Raw genomic sequence first — 24,109 nt, 5'->3', positions numbered from 1 at the left:
GTGCTAATTCCGCTCTGTCCATTACCGGTGATTTGACCCAGATTTATCCAGCTTTTGCAGCAATTGCCGCCTATGCCCGCCGTTCAAGCTTTTGTTTGCAGGCTGGCCCCAACGCCTGTTTGCGTCCGGTTTGATCATAGGTCTGCAACCCTTCCCGGGCGCGGCGCAACTCCGCCAGACGTTTGGCCGCCGCTTTCAACCCCGACATCGCCTGATCCAGCAGCGCCTGATTGCGCAGCACTTTGGCCTGCATTGCCTCCAATCCGGCGCGGGACGCCACCGCGCCATAGTCCGCTATCAGCTTCTCTTTTTGTGGCAGCAAGGCAGTCAGCGCCGCGGTATCGCCCGCCAGCAAAGCTTCACGTTCCGCCGCGATCAGCCCCTCCAGACGTGCGGCCAGTTCCGTTTCTGTCTCAGAGATCATCCGGCATCTCCTTCAAAGCGTTGAACAGCGATTCGGCCAATCCGATACCCCCCGCCTGCACCATCCGTTCGGCCTGCACATCCTGCAGGAAAGAGGTAAACTGCGCCTCGCCCTGCCCACCGCCAAAGGACTCGGACACTTCGCCGAATCCGGAAGCCTTTAACATCTCAGCCAAAAACAGTGCCTCCAGCTGCGAAGACACCTGCCGCAGCGCCGGTTCTTGTGCCTGCGGCATGTCCTGAGCGCGCGCCTGCGTCCCCGACAAGCGCATCTGCGTGGCGGAAATCGAATCTGTCATATCAGCCTCCTGATTGTTTCAATTTTCACGAGTATTCCGTCAAACCGGTAAAGGACTGGTAACCGAAATCTGCGAATCTTCCGGCCAATCGCTTTTTGTCGGAGTCAGAATGGCCGATCACATGCCTTTAACCGCCGGACCTGCCACCGGCGTCGCGCTGCCCGCCAATGTGCCGCCCCAACCCGCAGCACCAGCGGGAACAGCCGCATCCTGGCGGACCTTCCTCCTCCTGTTGCAGCATGACGGGGACGCGCAGGCACCGCAGCGGCCGTCAGACGCGGTTGAGGACTCTTTAGCGACTTCGGAGGCTGTCCCGGATTCCGCCCCAAACCGTGATCCCGAAAAAGGGACGCAGGCAGAGGGCTTGGCAGATCCCAAACCAAAGGGGCCGCATCTGCCGTCAACAGCTGACCAGATTTCATCGGACCCACAGGATGCGCCGGAGGGCAGATCGGAGCGTACTATTGCAGCACAATCCATTGAGTCACACAGCCCGTCAGTCTTGCCTTCTACCCTGCAAGCGCCTGTGGCGCCGTCTCCCGAGGTTTCGCAGGACGTGGGGACGCCAGACCTGGCGTCGTCAATACCCCCGCCTGCCGCATCTCCGGAGCGAACCACCGATCCAGAAATCACCGTTTCAACCCGCCCCTCACAGGACAAAATCCCGGAGGCAGGGGAAAGGCAGAGCAGTGGCCCGCTGGCCTCCATGCATCAAATGACAGGCCAGCGTCTCCCCTCCGTTTTGGCGGACCCCTCTGTCCCATCAGCCCAGCCTCGTCAGGCAGGGGGTCGCTCTATAGATGGATCTCAGCCCGCCCATCCACCCTCATCCGCAATGGCGAGCGCAACCAAAGCGCCGCAATTGTTGCCGCTCCATAATCAGAGTGACGGCCCGATCCGCCCCCCCGCACCTTTGAACGGTGCAACTATCAGTCTGCCGGCCGAAACCGACACCGGGGTGTCTCCCGCTTCTGCCGCCGCCGCTACGGCCAGCACGGAGGCAGACGCACCATACCCGCCCCCGCCAACAGCGGCCGCATTGCAGAACGCACCCCCTGTCCAGGCACCGGACATGAAGCACGGCGGATCCTCCAAGGCCGTGGCCTCAAAGGGTGACGCGGATCCCCTCCAGCCACCCGACACCGAACAGCCAGACAACTCCGGACGTCTTGAGGCCGCACCGATGCGCCCCTGGTCCAGCCCCTCGGCTCGGGGCGCTAAACCCCTACCGGAGGTTCCTCCTGCGCTCCCCATTGCCGCTGCGCCCGGCGGCTTGAACCCGCAAGTGCAGCCGGCCACGCCCGTGGATCTGCAGATGTCTCTGACGTCAGATGTCGGCACATCCCGCGAAGGTCTGGCCCTCGCCCCACCGGCCGCTCCACCGACACTCGCCCCCTCTTTGGCCGGTCCCCAAGCGCTGGCTCAGGCCCAAGCTCAGGTGCAGGCGCAGGCGGTCTGGTCTAAGCTGCACCCACAATTGCCGAAATCCGGTGGGGCCGTTGAAATCACGCTCTCGCCAAAAGAGCTCGGCACCGTAAAGCTGATTGCGCAACCTGGGGAGGCTGGGCTGACCCTGGCGATTCTTGCGGAACGCCCAGAGACGCAGGAGCTGATGCGCAAACATCTGGATCTGCTGCAGGCAGAGCTGCGCAAAGCCGGTTTTAGCACCTTGGATTTTGGCGCAGATCGCAACAGCAGCGCCTCCGGCGGTATGGCAGACAGGGCGGCAGACAGGGCATCAAACGGGGCGCAAAGGTCGCCTGAACCGCCCGAAGACGGGCTGACTGCTTTGGACCCCAGTATTGATCGCCGCCTCTCCACCTCCGCCACGCCGGCCATCGATGGCCGCTTAGACATTCGCCTCTAGGAGATCTTTATGACCACCATCACTGGTACGAACACAGGCACTTCCGCCCAACCCGCCAATCCCGCCACAAACAGTGTGCTGGCAAATTCGGATTTTGAGACCTTCATCAAGATGCTGACGGTACAGGCACAGAATCAGGACCCGCTGAACCCGATGGACAGTTCGGATTATGCCACCCAACTGGCCACTTTCTCGGGTGTTGAACAACAGGTGCAGACCAACACGTTGCTGAATGCGCTGATCTCTCTCAACGGGCAGTCACAGCTGTCTCAGCTGGCTGATTGGGTCGGGATGGAAGGGCAGCTAGCCGGCCATGCGGTTTATGACGGGGCATCGGTAACACTCCATGGGCAGGGTCTGAGCTTTGCCGATCAGGCGGAGATGGTGATCACCAGTCTGGACGGCACCGAGCTGCGCCGCTTGGCGCTGGATCCGGCAGCAGGGCAAGTTGTCTGGGACGGCCGCGATGCCGCAGGTGGTGAAGTGCCGGAAGGGGCCTATATGTTGCGGATCGAAAGCTATGTGGACGGGGTTTTGTCGCAAACCCAACCGGGCCACAGCTGGGCCGCCATTTCCGAAGCCCGGCTTGGCCCGACTGGCGTGCAGCTTGTGTTGCCCGCAGACGCTGTGATCGAGGCGGCACTGGTCACCGGATTGCGATCGCCAGGGGCCAGCTGATCCCTTAGCGCGGTTGGGGTGCTTGGGGCGCTTGCGAGAGGCGGGCAAAGCGCATAGCGTCCGCGAAAGCTGTCAGCGCCGGTTTCGCCATGTCCACCCCACCTCTTTCCGTGCAACGCCTTATCGCGTCCCTTGGGATCGATGCCAAAGGCGCGTGGCACCGGTTGAGTGGTGGTCAGACCAACCAGTTGTGGCTGCTGGTCGAGGCAGGATTGGTGGTGAAACTGTTCCGCCCGGGCGCAGAAAGCCCGCTGTTTCCCAATCTGCCCCGGCAAGAGGCGCTGATGTTGGGCCATCTGGCCCCGATGGATCTGGCGCCAGAGCTGATGCATGTGGCCGATTGCGCCGAGGGTGTGGTGCTGGTCTATCGCCACGTGGTCGGCACGCCGTGGCAACAGGATCCGGCACGGGCGGCGACGCTGCTCCGGCGGTTACATCAGACGCCGCCGCCGGAGGGTTTGCGGCCCTTAGCGGGCGGATCGGATCAGGTTCTGGCGCAGGCGGCCCCATTGCTGCACGGCCTGCCGCACGCGCAACGCGCGGCCTTGCTGGCGCTGCGCCCTGAGACACCCGTTGCCGCATCGACCCAGACGTGCCTGCTGCATGGCGACCCTGTACCGGGGAACCTGTTGATGCGCGATGCAGGCGATATGTTGATAGACTGGCAATGCCCGGCGCAGGGTGACCCGGTGGAGGATATGGCCCTGTTCCTTTCGCCCGCCATGCAGCTGATTTATCGTGGCAGCCCGCTGACGCAGGCCGAGGAGACCGCTTTTCTATCAGCCTATGATGACACCGCGATCACAGAACGGGTGCAGCAGATGGCCCCCTGGCACCATTGGCGTATGGCGCTCTATTGTGCCTGGCGCGCCGCCAAAGGCAGCGCCGCCTACGCAGCGGCCTTTGAATTGGAACGTGACGCCCTGATCAGAGCCCGTGCGCCAGCAGGTAGCTGAGCACACCGCCTGCCACCACACCCGAGGTGAGCCAGGCCGCCCGTCCCATCCAGCGGTTCGGCCGCACTTCTTCAGGCACTTCGGATTGACGGATCAGCGCCGCCTCCACCAGACCTGGCAGACGCGGACCAAAGCGGCCCAGAACCGCAGCGGTTTTGGCCAGATCGCCAAGAATCGCCCGTGGGCCGATGCTTTGTTTGATGTAATCCTCGACCACCGGTTTGGCGACTTCCCAGATGTTGACCTCGGGATGCAGCGACCGGGCGACTCCTTCGACAACAACCATGGTGCGCTGCAGCAGGATCAGCTCGGTCCGGGTTTCCATGCCAAAACGTTCGGTCACGTCGAACAGGTAGTTCAGCAACCGCCCCATCGAGATATGGCTGGCATCCATGCCAAAGATCGGTTCACCCACCGCACGCAGGGCGCGGGCAAATTCGTCCACATCCTGCGTGGCGGGCACATAACCAGCCTCAAAATGGACCTCAGCCACCCGCTTGTAATCGCGTCGGATGAAGCCAAACAGGATCTCGGCATAGACCCGGCGGGTGTATTCATCGATGTGGCCCATGATGCCGAAATCATAGGCAATGATGTTGCCATTGGCGTGGACCTTCAGGTTGCCCTGATGCATGTCAGCATGGAAAAACCCATCACGCAGGGCATGACGCAGGAACAGCTGCAACACCCGTTCGCCCAAGGCCCGACGATCATGCCCCGCCGCATCCAGCGCGTCATTGTCGCCCAGCGGCAGCCCGTCTGCCCAATCCATCGTCATCACCCGGCGGCCCGACAGGCCCCAGCGCACTTGCGGCAGCTGGAACCCTTCGTCGCTCACCGTGTTGGCCTCAAACTCCGAGGCCGAGGCGCTTTCCAGACGCAGGTCCAACTCACCTTTCACCACGCCTTCGAAATGTTCGATCACATCGCGCGGCCGCAACCGGCGCGAGGCGGGGGAAAGAAACTCAATCACATCGGCGGCAAAGTAGAAAGCATCGATGTCGCGCTGGAACGCCCGTTCAATACCGGGGCGCAGCACTTTGACGGCAACTTCTTCGCCGGTGTCGGCCCGACGGGCCCGGTGAACCTGCGCGATGGACGCCGCGGCCACCGGATCGCTAAATTCGGAAAACACCTCATCCACCGGACGGCCCAGCTCGTCTGCGATGCTTTTTTGCGCTTCGGCAATGGAAAACGGCGGCAGCTTGTCCTGCAACACCCGCAGCTGCTGCGCCATCTCATCACCCACCACATCAGGGCGGGTCGATAAGATCTGGCCAAATTTGATATAGGCTGGCCCCAGCGCGGTGATCGCGCGGGTCACAGGAGGCATGTCGGGATCACCTTTGTAACCCAGCCAGCGGAATGGCCAGGCCAATACACGGGCTGCCACACGAATGGCGCGTGGCGCCTCCATCGCGTCCAGCGCCTGTCCCATGGCACCGGTGCGTTCAAACGTGGCGCCCGTGCGGATCAGACGCCAGATGTTGTGAGGTCCACGCATCGCTTAGATCTTCCACCCCGAATGCAGACAGGCAATGCCCATGGTCAGGTTGCGGTATTTTGCATTCTCAAACCCGGCCTGTTTCACCATGTTCAGGAAGGTCTCCTGATCGGGGAATTTGCGGATCGATTCGACCAGATATTGATAGCTGTCCGCATCATTGGCGATGACCTGCCCCATCTTCGGAATGACGTTGAAGGAATAAAGGTCATAGGCCTTCTGCATCATGTCGTTGGGGATTTGGCTGAACTCCAGCACCATCAGACGACCGCCAGGTTTCAGCACCCGGTAGGCCTCATTCAGGGCTTCTTGCGGGCGGGTCACGTTCCGGATGCCAAAGCTGACGGTGTAGGTGTCAAACGTGTTGTCGGGAAACGGCAGAGCCATGGCGTCGCCTGTGACCCAATCCAGACTGTCGGCCATCTGCGCCGCTTCCGCCCGTTTGCGGCCCTCAACCAGCATCGGTTCGGTCAGATCGCAAACCGTTGCGTGGCCGTGGCCCGCACGTTTCAGATAGCGGAAGGAAATGTCACCGGTGCCGCCCGCCACATCCAGCAGTTTGGTTCCTGGGCGCGGCGCAATCCAGTCCATCATCGCATCTTTCCAGATGCGGTGGATGCCCATGCTCATGGCATCGTTCATCACGTCGTATTTCGACGCAACCGAGCCAAAGACCCCCTGAACCCGCCCCGCCTTTTCAGACTCGGGCACGGTTTCAAAGCCGAAGTGGGTGGTGTTTTCACTGTTCTGGGTCATAGGCCTTGCCAGTCCGTTGTTCTCGCCTTCCTTATAGAGCGCTCACAGGGCGCTGCAATGCGCCTAAATGTCATTGGAGTTGTGAATGCCCGAATTGCCCGAAGTTGAGACCGTGATGCGCGGGTTGGCGCCGTCGATGGAGGGGGCGGTGATTGCCAAGGCGCAGATCAATCGCCCCGATCTGCGCTGGCCCTTTCCTGACCGGATGTCCGAGCGGCTGACCGGACAGCGGGTGGAACGGCTGCGGCGGCGGTCGAAATATATTCTGGCCGATCTGGCCTCAGGTGAAACCCTGCTGATCCATCTGGGCATGTCGGGGCGGATGCTGGTCTCGGGTGATCCGCTGGGCCAGTTTGTGCATGACCACCCGCAGGCTGAAAAACATGACCATGTGGTTCTGGACATGGACAATGGTGCCCGCATCACCTTCAACGACCCGCGCCGCTTTGGGGCAATGGATCTGCTGGACACGGCCACCGCCGAAGACAGCAAACTGCTGGCGGTTCTGGGGCCGGAACCATTGGGCAACCAATTTTCCGAGAACTATCTGACCGCGGCTTTCAAAGGCAAAAACACCCCGGTGAAATCAGCGTTGCTGGATCAGGGAATCATTGCGGGACTGGGCAACATCTACGTGTGCGAAACGCTCCACCGCGCCGGAATCAGCCCCAAACGCAAGGCCGGTCAGATTGCGGGACGCAAGGTCGCAACACTGGTGCCGATCATCCGCGAGGTGCTGTCAGACGCCATCGAAGCGGGTGGCTCCAGCCTCAAGGATTTCCGCAGCGCGGGCGGGGAATTGGGTTATTTTCAACACCGTTTCGATGTCTATGACCGCGAAGGCGCCCCTTGCAAACGGGATGGCTGCGACGGTGTGGTCGCGCGGATTGTGCAATCGGGCCGGTCGAGTTTTTACTGCCCGCGATGTCAAAGATAGCTTGATCCAGCCGTCGGGATTGTCCAGTAATCGGGACTGACCGGAATAACGAAAGCTGAATACATGGCCTATGAGACGATCATCGTCGAAGTAGAAGACCACATTGCGCTGGTGAAACTGAATCGCCCCGATGCAATGAATGCGCTGAATGCGCAGTTGCTGACCGAGCTTGCTGACGCGATGAAATCGGCCCAAGCCAACGACAAGGTGCGCTGCATCGTCCTGACCGGCAATGAGAAGGCGTTTGCCGCCGGTGCCGACATCAAGATGATGAGCGAGAAGAGCTACACCGATGTCTTCCTGGAAGACCTGTTCGGGGAAGAATGCGCCACCGTCACCCGCACACGCAAACCGATCATCGCGGCCGTTTCTGGCTATGCGCTGGGCGGCGGCTGTGAGCTGGCGATGATGTGTGATTTCATCATCTGCTCGGACACCGCCAAATTCGGCCAGCCCGAAGTGAACCTGGGTGTGATGGCCGGCATCGGTGGCACCCAGCGTCTGACCCAGGCGATTGGCAAAGCCAAGGCGATGGATATGAACCTGACGGGTCGTTTCATGGACGCCGAAGAAGCCGAACGCGCGGGCCTTGTGTCGCGCATTGTGCCGGCGAAAAAGCTGATGGAAGAAGCCATGGGCGCGGCCGCCAAGATCGCCGAGAAGTCGATGATCTCGGTGATGGCGATCAAGGAAGCGGTGAATCACTCGTTTGAAGTGCCGCTGAGCCAAGGTCTGCTGTTTGAACGTCGTCTGTTCCATTCGACCTTTGCGACCGAAGACCAGAAAGAGGGCATGGCCGCCTTCATCGACAAGCGCACGCCGCAGTTCCGCGACAAGTAAGCGCCGAATCGTCGAGAATCATAGAAATAAGGGAAACGGGCTGCTTTGCGGCCCGTTTTTCTATTGCATCTCCGCCAGTCTTGCGTAAAAGAGCCACCAGACATGCGCGTGAAGCCCGCTCTGGCTAGAATGATTCCCGACAGAATGCTGTCAGGTGGGGGCACGTGCTAATTGACTTATAACCCCGAACCTTAGGGAAGATTCGAAATGGCAAATTCGCCCCAGGCAAAGAAACGCGCCCGTCAGAACGAAGCACGTTTTGCAGTAAACAAAGCCCGTCGCTCGCGCATCCGCACCTACCTGCGTAAAGTTGAAGAAGCGATTGCTTCCGGCGACAAAGACGCCGCAACCGCCGCTCTGCGTGCCGCTCAGCCCGAACTGATGCGTGGCGTGACCAAAGGTGTCTTCCACAAGAACACTGCTGCCCGCAAAATGTCCCGTCTCGCTTCGCGCGTGAAGGCACTGGGCTAATCGGATAAGCGAACCCTTTGTAATTATTGAAAAAGGCGCCCCGATTCGGTGGCGCCTTTTTTCGTTTACCTGCAAGTAATTTCAGCCCTGTGTTGCAAAAAAATTCGGCCCGAGAGATTCTTTTTGGGATTCTCCGAGTCAAGACCAGAAGTTCAGTTGCGACTCGGCAGGCCGAATTGCTAGCTTCCCCTCACAGCGATTCACATCGCCCTGGGGGGACAGGCGTCCACGTTAGGTAACCGACCATTCGGCCCCGTACGTGACGACGCAGCCCAGCTGAAGCGCATCCTTGCAGTGGATGTGTAATGACAGCGGGCTGCGGAGGCTATTGCCTTGCCCGTCCTAATATCGCGCGCCACAAAGCGCACCGTTGTAACGCTCTGTTGGGGGATGGAGCGCTATGTGTTTGCGGTGTGTGGCGCTGAGTTCGGTCCAGATTTGGACGATTCGACCGTTGCATCTATGCTGCACCGGACCGGATTGTTTTTGTCTGCGGCCAAGTTGGTACGAGTTTTGCGGCGCAGGTGCAGGCGCTGAGCAATGAAAGAATAGAACAGGCTGGAATGGGGAACATGACGCAGGAACAGTGGGGCCAACTACAACAGAACCTTCTGACAACAGTTGGTAAGAATAATTTTGCAACCTGGATCGAACCGCTGGAGTTCCTTGAGATCTCCGAAGGCGTGGCAACTTTCCAGGTGCCGACCACCTTCTTGGGCAACTACGTGTCCCAAAACTTTGGTGATCTGATTTTGCACAAGCTGAGCGAAGCAGGCGAAGACGTGCGCCGCATCCACTTCCGTGTGGGCACCTCGGCCCCGCGCGCCACTGCGCGTGCCACGGTTGGTGCCGGTGCCGATACCCCCGTACAGATGACCCCAGTCGCCCAGCCCCGACTGGCAGAACCCAGCGATGTTGCCCCCGCAGCCGCCGCAGATATCGCGCAGGATGCCGCCGCCCCGCAGGCCGCCCGCGAAGACCTGCTGCCCGGTGCTCCTCTGGATTCACGTTTCACCTTTGACACCTTTGTTGTCGGCAAGCCGAACGAACTGGCCCATGCTGCCGCCCGCCGCGTTGCCGAAGGCGGCCCTGTCACTTTCAACCCGCTGTTCCTTTATGGTGGCGTTGGCCTTGGTAAGACCCACCTGATGCACGCCATCGCCTGGGAACTGCAGACCAACCGCCCCGATCTGAACGTGGTGTACCTGTCGGCAGAACAGTTCATGTACCGGTTTGTGCAGGCGCTGCGCGACCGCAAGATGATGGACTTCAAACAGCTGTTCCGCTCGGTGGACGTGCTGATGGTGGATGACGTGCAGTTCATCGCCGGCAAAGACAGCACCCAGGAAGAGTTCTTCCACACCTTCAACGCGCTGGTGGATCAGAACAAACAAATCATCATCTCGGCCGATCGCGCCCCCGGTGAGATCAAAGACCTCGAAGACCGCATCAAGTCGCGTCTGCAATGTGGTCTAGTCGTCGACCTGCACCCGACCGACTATGAGCTGCGCCTTGGCATTCTGCAGTCCAAGGTCGAACAACACTCGGCCCAATACCCCGGTCTGGAATTGGCCCCTGGTGTTCTGGAATTCCTCGCCCACCGCATCAGCACCAACGTGCGTGTACTGGAAGGTGCGCTGACCCGCCTCTTTGCCTTTGCCTCGCTGGTTGGTCGCCCGATCACAATGGAGCTGACCCAGGATTGTCTGGCAGATGTTCTGCGCGCCTCGGAGCGTAAGATCACCGTTGAAGAGATCCAACGCAAAGTGTCGGAACATTACAACATCCGCCTCAGCGATATGATCGGCCCGAAACGTGTGCGCACCTATGCCCGCCCGCGTCAGGTGGCGATGTATCTGTGCAAACAGCTGACCAGCCGCAGCTTGCCGGAAATCGGCCGTCGCTTTGGCGGTCGTGACCACACCACCGTCATGCACGGGGTGAAACGCATCGAAGAATTGCGCCAGCAGGACGGTCAGATCGCCGAAGATCTGGAAATGCTGCGCCGCGCGCTGGAAGCGTGATCAACGCAACGTAAAGCGTCAAAAGCGTCACAGAACCAAATTGATGGGCGTCCCAAGCACAGCTTGCGGCGCCCATCTACTTGACGCCCCCGGCAATCCATCAGAGAAACCAAGAAAAGGCTTGAGGCCCTTCGGGAATGCGATACCTTGCACTCCCCCAAATATGGGCCGCACAGGGATAGGAGCGAGGAAATGAAATTCAGCATCGAACGTGGGACGCTGCTCAAGGCCGTTTCTCAGGCGCAGTCGGTTGTCGAACGGCGCAACACCATTCCGATCCTGGCCAACGTGCTGATCGAAGCCGAAGGCGATACCGTGCAGTTCCGCGCCACCGATCTGGACATCGAAGTGGTGGATAAGGCCAACGCACAGGTTGAAAAGGCCGGGGCCACCACCGTTTCCGCCGTCACCCTGCATGAAATTGTCCGTAAACTGCCCGATGGCGCTTTGGTCACCCTGTCCGAAGACAGCGTTGCCGGTCGCCTGACCGTCGAAGCGGGCCGTTCGAACTTCAATCTGGCAACCCTGCCAAAAGAAGATTTCCCGGTCATGGCCAGCGCCGAATATGACAGCAACTTCTCGGCCCCCGCGCCGGTGATGCGCCGCCTGTTCGACAAATCCAAATTCGCCATCTCGACCGAAGAGACCCGCTATTATCTGAACGGCGTCTATCTGCACGTCTCTGACAGCGAAAACGGTAAGGTGCTGCGCGCCGTGGCCACCGATGGCCACCGTCTGGCCCGCATCGACGCTGATCTGCCGATGGAAGCCGGCGACATGCCCGGTGTCATCGTACCCCGCAAAACCGTGGGCGAGCTGCGCAAGCTGCTGGACGACGACGAGATGCTGATCGCCGTGTCGGTGAGCGAGACCAAGATCCGCTTTGCCACCCCGAACATCACCCTGACCTCCAAGGTCATTGACGGCACTTTCCCCGATTACAGCCGCGTCATCCCGATGGGCAACACCCGCAAGATGGAAGTGGATGCTTCGGAATTTGCCTCGGCTGTGGACCGGGTGGCCACCGTGTCCTCGGAACGGTCGCGTGCGGTGAAAATGTCGCTGGATGAGGACCGTCTGATCCTGTCGGTCAACGCCCCAGATAGCGGTGCTGCCGAAGAAGAGCTGGCCGTGGCCTATAGTGACGAACGTCTGGAAATCGGTTTCAACGCCAAATACCTGCTGGAAATCGCCAGCCAGGTGGACCGTGAAAACGCCGTGTTCATGTTCAACTCCTCGGGCGACCCGACCCTGATGCGCGAAGGCAGCGACACCTCCGCCGTCTACGTCGTCATGCCGATGCGCGTCTGAACCTCCGGCAATGCGGGCGTTTTCTAATCCGGAAAACGCCGCCCCCAAATGGCAGAGCTTGCACTCAAATCCCTGACACTTTCGCATTTCCGTTCGCATAAGCGGGCGGAGATTCAATGTGACGGGCGGCCCGTGGCGATCTATGGCGCCAATGGCTCGGGCAAGACCAATATCCTTGAGGCGGTTTCGCTGATTTCCCCCGGCCGCGGGCTGCGCCGCGCCTCGGCCGAGGATATGACCCGCCGACCCGAGGCCCTGGGCTGGAAACTGACCGGCCTGTTGCAGCGCGACACCCAACATTCCGAAATTGAAATCTGGTCCGAAGGTGGCGCGGCCCGTCAACTGAAGATAGACGGCAAATCCCAGCCGCAGCTGGAACTGGCAAAGCTGGCGCGGGTGCTGTGGCTGATCCCCTCAATGGACCGTCTGTGGATCGAGGGCGCCGAAGGCCGCCGCCGCTTTCTGGACCGTATGGCGCTGTCATTTTTTCCATCCCATGGTGAGGCGACCCTGACCTATGAAAAGGCGATGCGCGAACGCAATCGCCTGCTCAAGGACCAGCAGCGCGACGCCTTCTGGTACAAAGCGCTTGAGGCACAGATGGCCGAACAGGGGGCGGTGATACACAACAACCGGCTGAAAACGCTCGAAGCTCTGGCGCAAGCGCAGGCCGCAGCCGAAACCGCCTTCCCCACCGCAGCGCTGGAACTGACCCAAAGCGAAGGCGAGATGCCGGTGACGGCAGAAGATCTGCAAACCGCGCTGGAGGAAAGCCGGTTCCGCGATATTGCAGCAGGACGGTCGCTGGTTGGGCCGCACCGCACCGATCTCTATGGCGTGTTTGCCGCCAAATCGGTTCCCGCGCGGGATTGTTCAACCGGCGAACAAAAAGCGCTTTTGGTGTCGCTGATCCTTGCCAATGCCCGCGCCCTGTCAGACCAGATCGGCATGCCGCCGATCCTGCTGTTGGATGAGGTGGCCGCACATCTGGATGCCGCCCGGCTGGCTGCGCTTTATGATGAGATTTGCGGCTTTGGCGCGCAGGCCTGGATGACAGGCACCGGCCCGGAACTGTTCACCAGCCTTGGCGACCGCGCGCAATACCTTGAAGTTTCCGAAAACGGTGGCCTGTCTGAAACCGCAGCGGGGACACCCTATGGGTGAGCGTCTGTTGATCCTTGGGGCCACCGGCCGTGTAGGGCAAATGCTACGCCGTTATTGGACAGCCCGCCCACCGCAGAGCATGGATCTGGTTTACCAGTCACGCCGCCTGGCAGAGGGGCATGTGCACTATCAACTCGGCGACGATCCGGCCTGTTTCGGCCCGGTCACCCGCGTGCTGTCACTCTGGGGGGTAACCTCCGGTGACGCCGCCGCCCTTTCCGCCAACACCACCCTTGCTCTGGAGGCGCAGCGGATCGCCGCCGCCTGTGGGGCAGACCATGTGCTGCATGCCTCCAGCATTGCCATATACACCCCGTCCGAAAAGCCCCACTGCGAAACAGACCCGTCCACACCCGCCAACGCCTATGGAATGGCGAAACTGGCCATGGAACAGGCGCTTGCCGCAGCCACAGGTCCCCAAACAACCGCTCTGCGGATTGGATCCGTTGCTGGTGCCGAGAGCCTTGCCGCCGCGGTTCATTGCGGGCGCGAGATCACGCTGGATCGCTTTGGCTCCGGCCACGGGCCGCACCGCAGCTATATTGGCCCGGCAGATTTGGCCGAGGTCCTAGCCGCGCTTAGTCGCCTTCCCGCAGCAACGCTGCCCGCAGCGCTGAACATCGGGGCCACACATCCGACGCGAATGGATCAACTGCTTATCGCAGGTGGTTGGCCTTTTGGCTGGCGCGACGCCCCTGACACTGCCCGGGAATGCGCCACATTGGACACAACCCTGTTGCAAAGCCTGGTCAGTCTGCCAGATCTCTCTGGAAACCCTGCTGAAATTGCGGCCCAATGGCAAAGATGGGGGCCGCAATGACCGCAACCAAACGACTTTTCGATATCCTGTTTTCGCTGCTGCTGCTGGCGCTGCTCTGGCCGGTGCTTTTGGTCATCGCTGTGATTATCCTGATCCGCGACGGTCGGCCTATCATCTTCCGCTCCGAACGGATGCGCACGGTGGATCAACCGTTTTTTCTGTGGAAATTCCGCACCATGCGCAATGATGCCGCCGACAGTGGCGTTACCGGCCGGGACAAGGCGGGCCGCATCACCCGCACCGGTGCCTACCTGCGCCGCAAACGTCTGGATGAGCTGCCACAACTGTGGAACATCCTGCGCGGCGATATCTCTTTTGTGGGGCCCCGTCCACCGCTCCGGCGCTACGTTGAGTTGTTTCCCGCTCTTTACGACGAGGTGTTGCAGAGCCGCCCCGGCGTCACCGGACTGGCAACGGTGGTCTACCACCAACACGAAGAAATTCTGCTGGCCGATTGCGAAACCGCACAAGAGACCGACCAAGTTTACCGCACCAGATGTGTGCCACAGAAGGCCAAGTTAGATCTTATTTATCAGCAGCATCGCAGCCTCTGCCTGGACTGGAACATAATGCTGAAAACCGTGTCGAAACCGACCCCCCTCAAACGCAAAAGGCGCGTGAAGCTGCCGAAGTAGGACACCGTGCTTGCACGGTGCGACCCTGATCCTCTAAACTTGCGTTAAAGGTGTAGTTAGACGGTTTCATTCCTCAAGTCATTTGCGGTACTGTGAAGAGAGTTGCGAAAGCAACTGACAGTTGCCAGGGGGGCAATAAATGAATTTGTATTCAGTCGTGTCAAACATGTCCGACCGACGTAAGCACTTGTTATTCTTCGCAACTGACCTATTGGTTGCACCTGCAGCCCTGCTTTTGACCCTTGTGCTGTTGCAAAGTTTTGCCCCATTGGCCGGGTCCGAAAGCGGCTTGGCTGTCACCCTGATCTTCGTTTCCCTGCTCTCTGCAATTGTGTCAAACATCCTTGGCCTGCAACGCCTGCGGCTTAACGCTTTCGAATCAGGGGGCATTTTGCGCAGCGGATTGCTGGCCCTGATCGTGACCGGCGCGGTGACAGCGCTGGCGACAGCGATGACCACCACCTTGCCGCTGGCGGTTTATCTGGTCTTCGGCATGGTCTATCTGATCGCTACGGTGTCCAGCCGCATGATGATGCGCCAGCTGGTGCTGTCAGTGTACCGCCGGGCCCGCAATCAGACTCGGGTGATTGTCTATGGCGCTGGCCAGACCGGACAACAGCTGGCAGCGGCACTGCGCGCGGGCGATGATTTCGAACTGGTCGCCTTTGTCGACGACAACCCCAAACTGCAGAGCCTGACCTTGGTCGGCACACCGGTTTTTGCCCCCAGCCGGATCGAAGACCTGATTGCCCGCAAGGAAATCTCACGCGTTATTCTGGCGATTCCCTCGGCGAGCCCCTCCACCCAGGCCCAAATTGCCCTGCGACTGCGCAAGTTTGGCTGTGAGGTTCACGCCCTGCCCTCCTTTGCCGAACTGGTGACCGACAGTGACCTGTCCAAACGCAGCAGCCCTGTCTCCATTGCCGAACTGCTAGGTCGCAACGGGCTTGAATCCGAACTGCCCACCGTGGCGCACACCTACCAAGACAGCCGCATGCTGGTGACCGGCGCTGGCGGCTCCATTGGGTCCGAGTTGTGCCGCCAGTTGGTGGCCTGCCGTCCGGAACATCTGGTGCTGTTGGACCATTCTGAATTGGCGCTCTACACCATCGAAAAAGAGCTCAGCGAATTGGCCCCTGAGGTGCGTATCACCGCCGTGCTTGGGTCGGTCTGTGATGACACTGTCTTGCGCCGCGTGTTTGAACAGAACCAGATCGACGTGGTTCTCCATGCTGCGGCCTACAAACACGTGCCGATGGTCGAAAAAAACGAGGTGATTGGCCTCAAGAACAACGTGCTGGGCACCCGCAAGGTGGCTGAAGCGGCCCAACGTGGCGGTGTTGAACGTTTCATTCTTGTCAGCTCGGACAAGGCGGTGCGCCCGGCCAATGTGATGGGCGCGTCCAAACGTCTGGCCGAACTGGTGGTGCAGGATCTGGCCACACGCAGCAGCGCGACGATGTTTTCGATGGTCCGCTTTGGCAACGTGCTGGGGTCTTCCGGATCAGTGATCCCGCTGTTCGAAGAACAGATCGCCCGCGGTGGCCCTGTTACCCTAACCCACAACGATGTCGCACGTTATTTCATGACCATCTCCGAAGCGGCCCGTCTGGTGCTTCTGGCGGGGTCTTTTGCCCGTGGCGGTGACGTGTTTGTGCTGGATATGGGGGGCTGGTGCCCATCCGCAAACTGGCCCGCCAAATGATCGAAGGCGCCGGTTATACTGTCAAGGATGACGATCATCCCGAAGGTGACATTGAGATCGCCGTGACCGGCCTGCGCCCCGGCGAAAAGCTGATCGAGGAACTACTGATCAGCCCGGATATGTTGACCACGCCACATCCGAAAATTCTGCGGGCTCAGGAAAACCTCCTGTCCGAAATCGAAGTGGCCACTGCCCTCAAAGATCTACGTCGCGCCATTGAAGAGGATGACACCGCTCTGGCACGGGATGTGGTGACACGCTGGGTCGAGAAAGACGAGCCGGTTGTCCGCGAAGCCACCACCGACTCGGAAATCTGACCCCCCGGCCCAAGCCCCACAACAAGCCCGCTGAAATGCCCCGGAGGACGTGACAATCCCCGGCAGGTTTCGTATATGTGTCAGACCAAGAATGTAGGAAGGGCAGCATGTCCGAGACCGAGCAAAACTCGCAAGAATACGGCGCAGATTCCATCAAAGTTCTCAAGGGCTTGGAAGCGGTGCGCAAACGCCCCGGCATGTATATCGGTGACACCGATGATGGCTCGGGTCTGCACCATATGGTCTATGAGGTCGTGGACAACGGCATCGATGAGGCGTTGGCCAAACACGCGGACTTTGTCCGGGTGAAAATTCACGCCGACAGCTCCGTCTCTGTACGCGACAACGGGCGCGGGATTCCGGTAGACATCCACGAAGAAGAAGGTGTGTCCGCAGCTGAGGTGATCATGACCCAGCTGCACGCCGGTGGTAAGTTCGACAGCAATTCCTACAAGGTTTCCGGTGGTCTGCACGGTGTGGGCGTTTCCGTTGTGAACGCGCTGTCTGTCTGGCTGGAACTGCGCATCTGGCGCAACGGCAAGGAACATTGGGCCAAATTCGAACACGGTGAATGCACCGAACATCTGCGCGTTGTTGGCGATGCGGATGGCGAAAAGGGCACCGAGGTGCGCTTCCTTGCCTCGACCGACACCTTCTCGAACCTGGAGTTTTCGTTTGAGACGTTGGAAAAGCGTCTGCGCGAACTGGCGTTTCTGAACTCCGGCGTGCGCATCATCCTCGAAGATGAACGCCCCGCCGAGGCGCTGAAGACCGAGCTGTATTACGACGGCGGTGTGAAGGAGTTCGTGAAATACCTCGACCGCTCCAAAAACTCGCTGATGGAAGAGCCGATCTACGTGCGCGGTGAAAAAGACGACATCGGTGTAGAGCTGGCGATGTGGTGGAACGACAGCTACCACGAAACGGTGCTGCCCTTTACCAACAACATCCCGCAGCGTGACGGCGGTACCCACTTGGCAGGCTTCCGTGGCGCGCTGACCCGGATGCTGTCGAAATACGCGCAGGACAACGGCATCGGCAAAAAAGAGAAGGTCAGCTTCACCGGCGACGACGCCCGCGAAGGTCTGACCTGTGTCCTGTCGGTGAAAGTGCCGGATCCCAAATTCTCGTCCCAGACCAAGGACAAGCTGGTCTCCTCCGAGGTGCGCCCGGCGGTGGAATCCCTTGCCGGTGAGAAACTGGCCGAATGGTTTGAAGAAAACCCCAACACCGCCAAGATGATCGTCTCCAAGATCATCGAGGCCGCGCTGGCCCGTGAAGCGGCCCGTAAAGCGCGCGAATTGACCCGCCGCAAAACCGCAATGGATGTGAACTTCCTTGCCGGTAAGCTGAAAGACTGTTCGGAAAAAGACCCATCCAAAACCGAAGTCTTCCTGGTGGAGGGTGACTCGGCCGGCGGCTCTGCTCAGACCGGGCGGGACCGTCAGACTCAGGCCATCCTGCCGCTGAAGGGTAAGATCTTGAACGTCGAACGTGCGCGTTTTGACCGGATGCTCTCCAGCCAGGAGATCGGCAACCTTGTGATGGCACTTGGCACCGGCATTGGCCGGGATGAGTTCAATCTGGACAAGCTGCGCTACCACAAGATCGTCATCATGACCGATGCGGACGTCGACGGCGCCCACATCCGGACCCTACTGTTGACCTTCTTCTATCGTCAGATGCCCGAGCTGATCGAAGCTGGCCACCTCTATATCGCCCAGCCGCCGCTCTATAAGGTCAGCCGTGGCAAGTCCGAGGTTTATCTGAAGGACCAGGCCGCAATGGATCAGTATCTGATCGACCAGGGCATTCAGGACACCGTTCTGAAACTGGGCAGCGGCATGGAAATGGCAGGGGCCGATCTGAAACGTGTGGTCGAAGAGGCCCGCAGCCTGAAACGTCTGCTGGACGCCTTCCCCACACATTACCCACGCCACATTCTGGAACAGGCCGCCATTGCCGGTGCCTTTGTTCCTGGCGCCGTGGACGCCGACCTGCAGGGCGTGGCTGACAAAGTGGCCAAACGTCTGGACGATATCGCGCTGGAATACGAACGGGGTTGGCAGGGCCGGATCACCCAGGATCACGGCATCCGTCTGGCCCGCATTCTGCGCGGCGTCGAAGAGGTGCGCACGCTGGACGGCCCGATGCTACGTTCCGGCGAGGCCCGCAAGACCGGCAGCTTCACCGAAAGCCTGCAGGAGGTTTACAACCTCCCCGCAACGCTGATGCGCAAGGACCGTTCGGTCGTCATTCACGGCCCGCTGGACCTGCTCTCGGCGATCCTGAAAGAGGGTGAAAAGGGCCTGTCGCTGCAGCGTTACAAGGGCCTGGGCGAAATGAACCCGGATCAGCTGTGGGAAACCACCCTGGACCCCGAAGCACGGACTCTGCTGCAGGTGAAGGTCGAGGATATGACCGAAGCGGACGACATCTTCACCAAGCTGATGGGCGACGTGGTGGAACCCCGCCGCGAATTCATCCAGCAAAACGCATTGAGCGTTGAGAACCTCGACTTCTAAACGCACCCATATGCGACACGCGAAAGGCCCGCTCAATTTGAGCGGGCCTTTGTGCCTTTAGCGTTCTTCCAACGGGGCTACTTGCCAGTTGCCCCCAAGACCGAAGCCCCCGTCATCAGAATGATCTTGCAGTCCAGCCACAGGCTGCAGCGGCGCAGATAATCCACATCCAGCGCCACCCGTTCGCCATAGCTGATGTCGTTGCGGCCCGAGACCTGCCACAGACCGGTGATGCCCGGCACCATCGCCAGATACTCCGGTTTGTTGACCCCGTAGCGTGGCAGTTCCTGATCGACGATAGGACGCGGCCCAACAAAGCTCATCTCGCCTTTGATCACGTTCCAGATCTGCGGCAGCTCATCCAGGCTGGATTTCCGCAGGAAATTGCCCAAACGGGTGATGCGCGGATCCTTTTCAAGTTTGAAATCCCGCTCCCATTCGGCGCGGGCCTCGGGGTTTTCGGCCAGAAAGGCTTTCAGTTTTTCTTCCGCCCCGGGCACCATCGTGCGGATCTTCCAGCAACGGAACGGTGCGCCGCCACGCCCCACCCGTTTGTGACCAAAAAATCCCGGCCCCCCATCCAGCCGTGTCAGCGCCCAAAGAACAACCAAAACAGGTATAATGGTTGGCAACAACAGGATCGCCAGAAACAGGTCGAAGCCGCGTTTGAAGAAATTGAAGTACACACGGCGGGTCGAAATCTTGGTGGGCACTATTGCATTATTTTCGGTAATAGCCTTCGTATTCAGAGCATTCATAGCGCCCCTCGCAAACAAAAAATCTCAATAAAAACACTCAAAACACCAACTAAAGCACATAAAAATCTATACTTTCTAGATAACAATACTGCGACGCGGAAACAACGAATTTGGGACCGGCGCAGCGGCAATTTAGCCCATTCGCCCAAAGATGAGACAGTTTTCCTTGTTAACCATATTGCCGGCAAAGCCTGCTGATTGCGCTACGGAATGTGCACTCTACCCAGAGGACGATTCGCGGAAAGAATCCATATATTTAAGGAAATTCTCTGCATCCAGTGGCGAATCACCGACCCACATGGATCGCGCTTCGGCGATTGCCCCTTAGGCGTGTGAGCACCGAAATCAGTCGCCTGACCCTCCGCCAGCGCGGTTTGAAACTGCGGCAAAAACCGGCGTTTGATTGCTGCATTGCCGCAACTCTGACCCAATTTTGGCGCGAATTTAACTGGCCACCCCGCGATGACTTGCCAGCTTCACAATCTGCTTCTATCGAAGAAGACAGATTTTTTAAGAATTTATGTTTGGACAGTGCTTATGATTACTCCCGTCATCCTTTGTGGTGGCTCGGGCACGCGGCTTTGGCCGCTGTCCCGCAGGTCTTACCCAAAACAATTTGTGCTACTTCAGGGCGAAACTACCCTGTTTCAGGGATCTGCCAATCGCCTGACCGGCCCGCTGTTTGCGAACCCTGTTGTCATCACCAACTCAGACTTCCGCTTTATTGTGGCGGAGCAGCTGCAAGAAGTGGGGATTGACCCCGGCGCCATCCTGATTGAACCCGAGGGACGCAATACGGCCCCCGCCGTTCTGGCCGCCGCGCTGTACCTCAGCCGCAAAGATCCCGAAGCGGTCCTGTTGGTGGCCCCGTCAGACCATGTTCTGCCCGACACCGCCGCCTTCCACGCTGCGGTGGAGACCGGCCTGCAGGCGGTCGCCAAAGGCCAGTTGGTCACCTTCGGCATCACCCCGCCGCACCCCGAAACCGCCTATGGCTATCTGGAGCTGGCCACAGCCCCAAACGGCGGCCCGGTGCCGCTGAAACAATTTGTCGAGAAACCCTGCGCAGAACAGGCCGCCGAAATGGTGGCGGATGAGTCTTTCCTGTGGAACGCGGGGATCTTTCTGTTCAAGGCCAGCGACATCCTGAACGCATTTGAAACCCATGCCCCCGCTCTGATCCCCCCCGTCACTGATGCGCTGGACACCGGCCATCTTGATCTGGGCTTCTGCCGCCTGGGGCCGGAAGCCTGGGCGCAGGCCGAAGACATCTCGGTCGACTATGCGGTAATGGAGAAGGCCAGCAACCTCTCCGTGGTGCCTTATGATGGCGGCTGGTCTGATCTGGGGGGCTGGGATGCGGTCTGGCGCGAAGGGGAACGGGACGCCGAAGGTGTTGGCCTCTCTGGCGCCGCCACCGCCATCGAATGCCGCAACAGCTTGTTGCGCTCGGAAAGTGACCAGCTGGAACTGGTCGGCATTGGCCTTGAGAACGTTATGGCCATTGCGATGAATGACGCCGTTCTGGTCGCCGATATGCACCGCGCGCAGGACGTGAAGAAAGCCGTCAGTGCGCTGAAACTTAAAAAAGCGGTGCAGGCCACCACCTTCCCCAAGGATCACCGGCCCTGGGGCTGGTTCGAAAGCCTTGTGATCGGCGACAGGTTTCAGGTGAAACGCATCCATGTGCATCCCGGTGCCGCGCTGTCATTGCAGTCGCACCACCACCGGGCGGAACATTGGATTGTGGTCACCGGCACCGCCGAGGTGACCATTGACGACAAGGTCCAGCTGGTGAGCGAAAACCAATCTGTCTACATCCCGCTGGGCGCGGTGCACCGGATGAAAAACCCCGGCAAGGTGCCGATGGTGCTGATCGAAATCCAGACCGGCGCCTATCTCGGCGAAGATGACATCATCCGCTACGAGGACATTTATGCCCGTGGCCAAGGCGCAAAAGGGTAAGCCCCAGCCCCATTGTTTCGACAGGCGCTGATTTTGCGTCCCCTCCTCGCGAAGGAAACTACATTTTGAAGATTCTGGTTCACGATTTTGCCGGCCATCCCTTTACCGCCGAACTTTCCCGCAGCCTTGCCGCGCGGGGTCACAATGTCACCCATGTCTGGTTCTCCGGTGACACCGGCCCCAAGGGCCGACTGAGCCTGCTGGATGATGACGCCGAAACCCTGTCGTTCCTGCCGTTAGGGGCCAAGATCGACTATTCCAAAACCAACTTTGTGAAACGGCGTCGGGGTGACATTGCCTATGGCCGCGAAGTGGCCGAGGTGATTGCCAGAACCCGACCGGACATCGTGCTGTCCGGCAACACACCGACCGAAGCGCAGGAACCGATTGTGGCCGCCTGTCGCAAGGCAGCGGTGCCGTTCATCTACTGGTGTCAGGACTTCTACTCGATCGCGGCCTCCCGCCTGCTAGAGGCCAAACTGCCCGTCGCCGGCCACCTGATCGGGGCCTATTACCGGTTTCTGGAACGGCGTCAGATGCGCCGGTCAGCCCGGGTGCTGCATATCACTGACTCGTTTCGTGCCCAGACTGATGCCTGGGGCATTCCCGCAACCCAGGTTGAGGTGATCCCGAACTGGGGCGCGCTTGACGAAATTCCGCTGACCCCGCGTGACACCCCCTGGGCCCGCGCGCAGGGTCTCAGCGATCAGGCGCGTTTCGTCTATTCGGGCACGCTGGCGATGAAACACAACCCCGCCTTCCTTTCGGGTTTGGCGGCGGAACTGGCGGCAGGGGAACAACTGGTGCTGGTCTCCAACGGCGTGGGCGTGGACCACCTGCAGCAGGAGAGCGCGCAGAAAGACCTCAAGGCGCTGAAAATCCTGCCGCTGCAGCCCATTGCCGACCTGCCCAGCATTCTGGGTGCGGGGGACGTGCTCTTGGCGGTGATCGAACGCGAAGCGGGCATCTATTCGGTGCCCTCCAAGATTCTCAGTTATCTCTGTGCTGGCCGTCCCATTGTGCTGGCGGCCCCGGCGGACAATCTGGCGGCCCAGATTCTCACCCAAACCGGCGCGGGTAAAGTGGTGGAACCGGAAGACATCGCCGGCTTCATAAAGGCGGCCCTCAGCTATCGCGACGATCCCGAAGGTGCGGCCAACGCCGGGGCCGCTGGCCGTGCCTACGCCGAGGCGCATTTCCAGATGGACCGGGTGTGCGACCGGTTCGAAACCCTCTTCGACGCGGCGCGAAAGGGCTAGACGATGTTGTTTGAAACCTTGATCGACCAACCCTTTGTGAAACGCAACGCTGTGCTGCGCAAAGGTCTGGGATTCCTCAATGAACCGGTGGCCCGAGGGGAACGGCTGTTCCTGCGCCAAAGCACCTATGACACCCGCCCGCCGGTCTTTGCCAACTCATTGCCCAAAAGCGGCACCCATCTGTTGCTGCAAGCCACCCGTGTCCTGCCGCGCACCCGCTATCTGGGCCGTTTCATCGCCACCAGCCCTTCGCTGACCCAACGCGAAAAGTCACCCGAGCAACTGGCCCGCGCCGTTTCCCGTATCCTGCCGGGGGAAACCCTGGGCAGCCACCTGTATCACGCACCGGAAGTGGCGGCGCAGCTGGCGCGGATGAACGCGCTGCATCTGTTCATCTACCGCGACCCGCGTGATGTCATCACTTCAGAGGCCTATTATCTGGCGGAAATGAACCGCTGGCACCGGATGTACAAACACTTCAACAAGCTCAGCGATGACAAATCGCGGCTGACCTTGGCGCTGGACGGGCTGGACCACCGTTACCCCGAATGCAACGCCCGCCTGCTGCCCTATGCCGGCTGGCTGCAGGATCCCAACACGCTGGCCATTCGTTACGAAGACATCGCTGGCCCACACCAACAGCGCGAGCTGACCCGGATCGCCGAGGCCTACCGCAGCCGCGGTGGCTCAGACCTTGCCGCCGCCCGTTTGGTTGAGGTCATGACCCGCGCAATCGACCCGCAGAAATCCCACACCTTCCGGCGCGGCGGCAGTGGCAAGTGGCAGAAGGCCCTCAGCACCGCCGAGGCCGAGGCGGTGACCCAGCGCCTGCGTCCGGCGCTTGAGGCGTTTGACTACCCGCTTGCCGCCCCCCTTCCGCAGAGCTGAGCCAGCA

The 24,109-nt window shown here is 60.1% G+C and carries 20 protein-coding genes and 1 pseudogene; 16 read left to right on the top strand and 5 right to left on the bottom strand.

Annotated features, from left to right (window positions below):
- Nucleotides 1-70: 70 nt before the first annotated feature.
- Nucleotides 71-424 carry a flagellar biosynthesis protein FlgN gene (locus SIC14_RS06290; protein WP_412564971.1) on the bottom strand — a complete coding sequence of 118 codons (354 nt, stop codon included), beginning with the start codon at nt 422-424 and terminating at the stop codon, nt 71-73.
- On the bottom strand, nt 414-659 hold the full coding sequence (locus SIC14_RS06285; protein ID WP_412565833.1) for a rod-binding protein: 246 nt from the start codon (nt 657-659) through the stop codon (nt 414-416). Before SIC14_RS06285 ends, SIC14_RS06290 begins: the two co-directional genes overlap by 11 nt.
- 1,378 nt (nt 660-2,037) lie before the next feature.
- Between SIC14_RS06285 and SIC14_RS06280 the strand changes: the two genes are divergently transcribed.
- From SIC14_RS06280 to SIC14_RS06270, 3 genes are all read left to right on the top strand, one after another.
- Nucleotides 2,038-2,589 carry a flagellar hook-length control protein FliK gene (locus SIC14_RS06280; RefSeq protein WP_412564970.1) on the top strand — a complete coding sequence of 184 codons (552 nt, stop codon included), beginning with the start codon at nt 2,038-2,040 and terminating at the stop codon, nt 2,587-2,589.
- A 9-nt stretch (nt 2,590-2,598) separates the two neighbouring features.
- A complete protein-coding gene (locus tag SIC14_RS06275; protein WP_412564969.1) occupies nt 2,599-3,267 on the top strand; it encodes a flagellar hook capping FlgD N-terminal domain-containing protein in 669 nt (222 codons plus the stop codon).
- Between the two features lie 89 nt (nt 3,268-3,356).
- Nucleotides 3,357-4,223 carry a phosphotransferase gene (locus SIC14_RS06270; RefSeq protein ID WP_412564968.1) on the top strand — a complete coding sequence of 289 codons (867 nt, stop codon included), beginning with the start codon at nt 3,357-3,359 and terminating at the stop codon, nt 4,221-4,223.
- Here the strand turns inward: SIC14_RS06270 and ubiB are convergent.
- Nucleotides 4,195-5,727 (bottom strand): 2-polyprenylphenol 6-hydroxylase, encoded by a 1,533-nt coding sequence (gene ubiB / locus SIC14_RS06265; protein WP_412564967.1) that lies wholly within the window; start codon nt 5,725-5,727, stop codon nt 4,195-4,197. The two genes, SIC14_RS06270 and ubiB, sit on opposite strands and share 29 nt — an antisense overlap.
- Before the next feature lie 3 nt (nt 5,728-5,730).
- The gene (gene ubiE / locus SIC14_RS06260) at nt 5,731-6,483 is read right to left on the bottom strand and encodes a bifunctional demethylmenaquinone methyltransferase/2-methoxy-6-polyprenyl-1,4-benzoquinol methylase UbiE (RefSeq protein ID WP_412564966.1); all 753 of its coding nucleotides are present in this window, start codon (nt 6,481-6,483) and stop codon (nt 5,731-5,733) included.
- An 85-nt stretch (nt 6,484-6,568) separates the two neighbouring features.
- On the opposite strand from ubiE, the gene mutM reads away from it, so the two are divergent.
- The 10 genes and pseudogenes from mutM (at nt 6,569) to gyrB (ending at nt 19,232) form a co-directional block, all read left to right on the top strand.
- Nucleotides 6,569-7,420, top strand: coding sequence for a bifunctional DNA-formamidopyrimidine glycosylase/DNA-(apurinic or apyrimidinic site) lyase (gene mutM / locus SIC14_RS06255; protein WP_412564965.1), 852 nt, complete (start codon nt 6,569-6,571; stop codon nt 7,418-7,420).
- 63 nt (nt 7,421-7,483) lie between these two features.
- Nucleotides 7,484-8,260 carry an enoyl-CoA hydratase gene (locus tag SIC14_RS06250; protein WP_412564964.1) on the top strand — a complete coding sequence of 259 codons (777 nt, stop codon included), beginning with the start codon at nt 7,484-7,486 and terminating at the stop codon, nt 8,258-8,260.
- A 207-nt stretch (nt 8,261-8,467) separates the two neighbouring features.
- Nucleotides 8,468-8,731 carry a 30S ribosomal protein S20 gene (gene rpsT / locus SIC14_RS06245; RefSeq protein WP_412564963.1) on the top strand — a complete coding sequence of 88 codons (264 nt, stop codon included), beginning with the start codon at nt 8,468-8,470 and terminating at the stop codon, nt 8,729-8,731.
- Between the two features lie 572 nt (nt 8,732-9,303).
- Nucleotides 9,304-10,755: a chromosomal replication initiator protein DnaA gene (dnaA, locus tag SIC14_RS06240; RefSeq protein WP_412564962.1), complete on the top strand. Its 1,452-nt coding sequence runs from the start codon at nt 9,304-9,306 to the stop codon at nt 10,753-10,755.
- A gap of 192 nt (nt 10,756-10,947) precedes the next feature.
- Entirely contained in the window at nt 10,948-12,066 is a 1,119-nt protein-coding gene (dnaN, locus tag SIC14_RS06235) for a DNA polymerase III subunit beta (protein WP_412564961.1), read from the top strand.
- 48 nt (nt 12,067-12,114) lie between these two features.
- On the top strand, nt 12,115-13,230 hold the full coding sequence (gene recF, locus SIC14_RS06230) for a DNA replication/repair protein RecF (protein WP_412564960.1): 1,116 nt from the start codon (nt 12,115-12,117) through the stop codon (nt 13,228-13,230).
- Nucleotides 13,223-14,050, top strand: coding sequence for an NAD-dependent epimerase/dehydratase family protein (locus SIC14_RS06225; protein WP_412564959.1), 828 nt, complete (start codon nt 13,223-13,225; stop codon nt 14,048-14,050). Before recF ends, SIC14_RS06225 begins: the two co-directional genes overlap by 8 nt.
- The gene (locus SIC14_RS06220) at nt 14,047-14,685 is read left to right on the top strand and encodes a sugar transferase (RefSeq protein WP_412564958.1); all 639 of its coding nucleotides are present in this window, start codon (nt 14,047-14,049) and stop codon (nt 14,683-14,685) included. Before SIC14_RS06225 ends, SIC14_RS06220 begins: the two co-directional genes overlap by 4 nt.
- 139 nt (nt 14,686-14,824) lie before the next feature.
- Nucleotides 14,825-16,707, top strand: a pseudogene (locus tag SIC14_RS06215) (polysaccharide biosynthesis protein).
- Between the two features lie 107 nt (nt 16,708-16,814).
- Nucleotides 16,815-19,232: a DNA topoisomerase (ATP-hydrolyzing) subunit B gene (gene gyrB / locus SIC14_RS06210; RefSeq protein ID WP_412564957.1), complete on the top strand. Its 2,418-nt coding sequence runs from the start codon at nt 16,815-16,817 to the stop codon at nt 19,230-19,232.
- Between the two features lie 77 nt (nt 19,233-19,309).
- Here the strand turns inward: gyrB and SIC14_RS06205 are convergent, their stop codons facing one another.
- Nucleotides 19,310-19,945, bottom strand: coding sequence for a sugar transferase (locus tag SIC14_RS06205; RefSeq protein ID WP_412564956.1), 636 nt, complete (start codon nt 19,943-19,945; stop codon nt 19,310-19,312).
- A 582-nt stretch (nt 19,946-20,527) separates the two neighbouring features.
- Between SIC14_RS06205 and SIC14_RS06200 the strand changes: the two genes are divergently transcribed.
- From SIC14_RS06200 to SIC14_RS06190, 3 genes are all read left to right on the top strand, one after another.
- Nucleotides 20,528-21,955: a mannose-1-phosphate guanylyltransferase/mannose-6-phosphate isomerase gene (locus tag SIC14_RS06200; protein WP_412564955.1), complete on the top strand. Its 1,428-nt coding sequence runs from the start codon at nt 20,528-20,530 to the stop codon at nt 21,953-21,955.
- A gap of 65 nt (nt 21,956-22,020) precedes the next feature.
- Complete coding sequence (locus tag SIC14_RS06195) at nt 22,021-23,214, top strand: glycosyltransferase family 4 protein (RefSeq protein ID WP_412564954.1); 1,194 nt, start codon at nt 22,021-22,023, stop codon at nt 23,212-23,214.
- Between the two features lie 3 nt (nt 23,215-23,217).
- Nucleotides 23,218-24,102, top strand: coding sequence for a sulfotransferase domain-containing protein (locus SIC14_RS06190; protein WP_412564953.1), 885 nt, complete (start codon nt 23,218-23,220; stop codon nt 24,100-24,102).
- Nucleotides 24,103-24,109: the final 7 nt, after the last annotated feature.

This window comes from Thalassobius sp. MITS945101, from assembly GCF_047123305.1.
Lineage (GTDB): Bacteria > Pseudomonadota > Alphaproteobacteria > Rhodobacterales > Rhodobacteraceae > Thalassobius.
Note: the sequence above shows the minus strand (reverse complement) of the source record. Positions and strands in the feature narration are given on the sequence as shown.